Source organism: Pseudomonas guariconensis (genome assembly GCF_015680235.1).
In the GTDB taxonomy this organism is placed as follows: domain Bacteria; phylum Pseudomonadota; class Gammaproteobacteria; order Pseudomonadales; family Pseudomonadaceae; genus Aquipseudomonas; species Aquipseudomonas guariconensis_A.
This window is the reverse complement of the sequence record NZ_JADLJL010000066.1, coordinates 1-4,663: the sequence shown is the minus strand read 5'-3', so window position 1 is coordinate 4,663 and position 4,663 is coordinate 1. Positions and strand designations below refer to the sequence as shown.

4 protein-coding genes and 1 pseudogene are annotated in these 4,663 nt (G+C 64.8%); 2 read left to right on the top strand and 3 right to left on the bottom strand.

Annotation, left to right across the window (positions count from 1 at the left end; translation table 11 throughout):
- Positions 1-659 (top strand): annotated as a pseudogene (mcpA, locus tag IRZ56_RS22820) (methyl-accepting chemotaxis protein McpA); the annotation flags it as partial.
- 231 nt (positions 660-890) lie between these two features.
- Here mcpA and IRZ56_RS22815 read toward each other — a convergent pair.
- The 3 genes from IRZ56_RS22815 to IRZ56_RS22805 all read right to left on the bottom strand — a co-directional run bounded on the left by IRZ56_RS22815 (position 891) and on the right by IRZ56_RS22805 (position 3,625).
- The gene (locus IRZ56_RS22815; protein WP_196147017.1) at positions 891-1,955 is read right to left on the bottom strand and encodes a hypothetical protein; all 1,065 of its coding nucleotides are present in this window, start codon (positions 1,953-1,955) and stop codon (positions 891-893) included.
- A 143-nt stretch (positions 1,956-2,098) separates the two neighbouring features.
- Complete coding sequence (locus IRZ56_RS22810; protein ID WP_196147016.1) at positions 2,099-2,476, bottom strand: RidA family protein; 378 nt, start codon at positions 2,474-2,476, stop codon at positions 2,099-2,101.
- A gap of 12 nt (positions 2,477-2,488) precedes the next feature.
- Positions 2,489-3,625, bottom strand: a complete 1,137-nt coding sequence (locus IRZ56_RS22805) for an NAD(P)/FAD-dependent oxidoreductase (RefSeq protein ID WP_196147015.1) — start codon at positions 3,623-3,625, stop codon at positions 2,489-2,491.
- 114 nt (positions 3,626-3,739) lie between these two features.
- Here IRZ56_RS22805 and IRZ56_RS22800 point away from each other — a divergent pair, with 114 nt between their 5' ends.
- Complete coding sequence (locus IRZ56_RS22800; RefSeq protein WP_196147014.1) at positions 3,740-4,363, top strand: helix-turn-helix domain-containing protein; 624 nt, start codon at positions 3,740-3,742, stop codon at positions 4,361-4,363.
- The last annotated feature ends 300 nt before the right edge of the window (positions 4,364-4,663 follow it).

The window sequence follows — 4,663 nt, the reverse complement described above, 5'->3', positions numbered from 1 at the left end:
CGCAACATGCCAGCGGCGCCAGCGACCAGGCCAACGACGGCCGCCAGGTGGTGGACGACGCGATCAACGCCATGACCGCGCTGTCGCAGAAGATCAGCGAGTCGTGCGAGCAGATCGAGGCGCTCAACGCGAGCACCGACGAGATCGGCAAGATCCTCGATGTGATCAAGGGCATTTCCCAGCAGACCAACCTGCTGGCGCTCAACGCCGCCATCGAGGCGGCCCGTGCCGGCGAGGCCGGGCGTGGCTTCGCGGTGGTGGCCGACGAGGTGCGCAACCTGGCCCACCGTACCCAGGAATCGGCCGAGGAGATCCACCGCATGATCACCGGCCTGCAGGTGGGATCGCGCGAGGCGGTGTACACCATGAACGAAAGCCAGGTGTCCAGCGAGCAGACCGTGCAGGTGGCCAACCAGGCCGGCGAGCGCCTGGCCAGCGTGACCCAGCGCATCGGCGAGATCGACGGCATGAACCAGTCGGTGGCCACTGCCACCGAGGAGCAGAGCGCGGTGGTCGAGAGCCTGAACCTGGACATCACCCAGATCAACAGCCTCAACCAGCAAGGGGTGGAGAACCTCAACGAGACCTTGCGCCATTGCGATGCCCTGAGCCAGCAGGCGGGGCGCTTGAAGCAACTGGTGGGCACCTTCAGGATCTGAGGCGCCCCTATCGCCGGCAAGCCGGCTCCCACCGGTCCTGCGCTGTTTTCAAAGACACCGCCAGACATGTAGGAGCCGGCTTGCCGGCGATCGGGCGCGCAGCGGCCGCAAATCCTGGCAGCCCGTTATACCCGGCGGGCGGTGATATGCCGGGTTTGCGGCCGCTGCGCAGCCGATCGCGGCACAAGGCCGCTCCTACAGGGGCGATTGGACTGCAAGGCAGCCCGTCGCTCAGGCCACCGCCACCTTCGGGGCCTTGCCGCGCCGCAGCCACCCCAGCAACACCGCCGCCATCAACACGAAGCCTAAGTAACCGAAGAACGGATACACCTCCCCCACCAGGCTGATGAACCCTACCAGGCTGCAGACGAACGCGACCACCCCGGTCACCACCGCCCCCCAGCGGAACTGCCTGGTCCCCGCCGGCAACAAGCGCGACAGGAAAGAAAACAGCGTTCCCACCGCGGTGTTGATGATCATCCCGAAGATGATCAGGCACATCACCACGCCCAGCAGCGGCGACACTTCATTGGCGATCGACAGCATCGGCATGGGCAGCTCGGCCACGCTGTCCAGCCGTGACAACAGCCCCGCGCTCATCACCAGCATCAGCCCACCCAGCGCCGCGCCTCCGATCAGGCCGCCCCACACCGCCGTTCTCTCGCCCTTGGCCGAGCCGCCGAGAATCGCCAGGATCGGCGCGCCGGCCACGATGTTGTAGGACACGTACAGGAATGCGCCCAGCAACCAGTGACGAGTACCGGCTTCCTGCTGGCTGGCCAGCTGATCGAGTTCGGCGAAGCTCTGCCCGCGGCTCGCCACGGCATACAGCGCGATGGCCGAGGCCACCAGGATCAATATCGGTGTGACCGCGCCGATGGCGACGATGACCTTCTGCACATCCAGGCACACGATGGCCACCACCATCACGGTCACCAGCACGCTACCGGCCAGCGCCGGCACGCCGAACTGCTGCTCCAGCAATGCACCGCCGCCGGCGAGCATGACCACGGCGACAGCGAACATGAAGAAGGTGATCAGCCAGTCGACGAACAGGCCCAGATGGCGACCGCAGATGGCCTGGATCACGTCCTTGTGCGAAGTGGCCTGCTGGCGGTTGCCCAGGCCCGCCAGGGCCATGCCCAGGAAGGTGAACAGCGCGGCGCTGACCAGGGCACCGACCAGGCCCCAGACGCCGAAATCGACGAAGAACAGCAACAGTTCCCGCCCGGACGCGAAGCCCGCCCCCACGATCACGCCGACGAAAGCCCCGGCGATCTTCAGCTGCTCTTTCATGTGCACCTCTGGAATTATTGTTGTTCTAATCCACCGCCCACCCTGGGGGAGATCACCCAGCCCCTTCGGGCTGCGCTGTCCCTCCTGCGGGAGCGGGCTTGTCCCGCGATCGGCGTCGCGGGACAACAGCCCCGTGGTTGGCGTCAGCCCTGCCCAACGAAAGCCTGCACTTCGATTTCCACGTCCACGCCCAGGGCCAACGCCGATGCCACGGTCGAACGCACCGGTAACGCCTCACCGAAATAGCCCTTGTAGACCTCGTTGAAACCGGCGAAATGGGCCATGTCCGACAGCCATACCGTGACCTTCACCACCTGGTCGAAACGCGCACCGCACGCCGCCAGGCTTTCACCGATACGCTCACAGGCCGCCCGGGTCTGCGCCTGGATGTCACCGCGCACCACTTCACCGGCCGCATTCATCGGCACCTGACCGGACAGGAACAGGAAGCCACCCGCCTTCACCGCACGGGAGAACGGAAACGGCAGGCTGCTGGGGAAACGCTGGATCTCATTGCTCATGGGTAATGCCTCTCAAGGTTGCAGTAAACGTGCTGGGGACAATTGTTCAGGGGACACGCCCTGGGCGGTCAGGCTCGGGCACAACGGCTGGCCGAGCAGCAGGTCTGCGGCAAGGCGCGATGCTCCGGCAGCGGACTGGATGCCATAGCCACCCTGGGCCGCCAGCCAGAAGAACGCCGGCATGCCTGGGTCGAAACCGATGACCAGGTCGCCATCGGCGACGAACGAACGCAACCCGGCCCAGCTATGGCTCGGGCGGCGGATCTGCAAGGTGGTCATGGCTTCGATGTTGTAGATGCCCAGGGCCACGTCCAACTCCTCGGGCGCGGCGTCCTGGGGTTCAACCGGGTCGGCATTGGCCGGAGAGCCGAGCAACTGGCCGGCATCGGGCTTGAAATAGAAGCTTTCGTCCACGCCGATGACCGCTGGCCAGCGGCTGAAATTTTCATCCGCCGGGCCCGGGAAGGTGAATGCACTCCGTCGGCACGGTTGCAGGCCGACCTTGGCCGCCCCGCATTGTTCAGCCACTTGGTCAGCCCAGGCGCCTGCAGCATTGACCAACTGCCGTGCCAGTACTTGGCTGCCATCGGCGAGGGACACATGCCAGAGGTCGTCCAGGTAATAGGCCTGGGTCAGCTCTACATTGCAGCGCAGCTCACCGCCTGCGGCGCGATAGCCACGCAAGAAGCCCTGGTGCAGGGCATGCACGTCCAGGTCCATCGCCCCCTGTTCATGCACCGCGCCGCACAGGGCCTCGCTGCGCAGGCTCGGCACCAACGCCAGGGCGGCGTCACGGTCGAGCAGGCGCACATCGGTGCCGTTGGCCAGGTTCTGCGCATAGGTGGCCTCGAGTAAGTCGCGCTGCTCGGTACTGGCGACATACAGGCAGCCCCGTGGCTCGAGCAGCGGATGCTCGCAGAAGCCTGCCGGCGGTTGCTCGTAGAAGGCGCGGCTGGCGCGGGTCAAGGCCTGGATCTGCGGCGTGCCATAGGCCTCCATGAACATGGCCGCCGAACGCCCGGTCGAGTGGTAGCCAGGCTGGGCCTCGCGTTCGAGCATCAATACCTGGCGCTGCCCAGCCAGGCGGTAGCCCAGGGAGGCACCGGCGATGCCGGCGCCAATGATCAGGGTGTCGTAGATCTGAGCCATGCACGCTCCTGTCGCGCTAATTATCATTTATGAGAATTCTAATATATGAGAATTTCAGCTCGCGCAAGTGTCCAAGGTAAGATGCCCGACCAAACGCTACCCAAGAGAGAGCCGATGCCCGACGACCGTACCCGCGCCAACGCCCAACCCGGTGCCCGGCCCCTGCTCGACCGCGCCGAGGTCGGCGCACGCTTGCGCCAGGTACGCAAGGCCCGGCAGATGACGCTCAAGGAACTGTCCGCGCTCAGCGGAGTGCCGGTGTCGACCTTGTCGAAAATGGAACTGGCCCAGGTTTCGGTGAGCTATGAAAAGCTGGCCGCCGCCGCGCGTGCCTTGAACGTGGATATCGCCCTTCTGTTTCGTGCCAGTGGGCCGGTGACCGCGCCCGTACCGGTCACGGTGGTGGTCGATTCACTGCCTGATTCGGCCGGCTACGCCACTGGCACCTACGACTACCACCCGCTCGCCGGCGCATTTCCCGAACGGCGCATGACCCCGGCCTATGCCCGCATCATCGCCCGTGAACGCGGCCAGTTCGACGATTTCATCCGCCATCCCGGCCAGGAGTTCGCCCTGGTACTGAGCGGACGCGTACGGATCCTGTTCGAGACCGGCGAGGCGGTCAGCATCGGGCCCCAGGAAACCGCCTATTTCGATAGCCAGGTGGGGCATATCTACCTGTCCGAAAGTGACGATGGCGGGGATGCCCATGTCATGGTGGTGATGACCGACCGTTGAGGGCCGATGCGCCTTGTCATCTTTTGCGACGGTAAGCCCGCTCCAGGGACAGCGTTATTTCAGAATTGCGGTAATCCTGTAGGAGCGGCCTTGTGCCGCGATGGGGCGCGTAGCGGCCCCAATCATTAAGGCAAAGCCGCTATTTAATGCGTGGAGCACGGTCGAAAGGTTGATCTTTCACAAGATTCTGATCACAACAGCACCAGTGACATGATCCTACCAAGCAGCCCTTCTGTTGCTCTTGATACGCGATAGCCCAGGCGCCGCCAAACGCGACGTCAGGAGGCCGAGTGGAAGCCT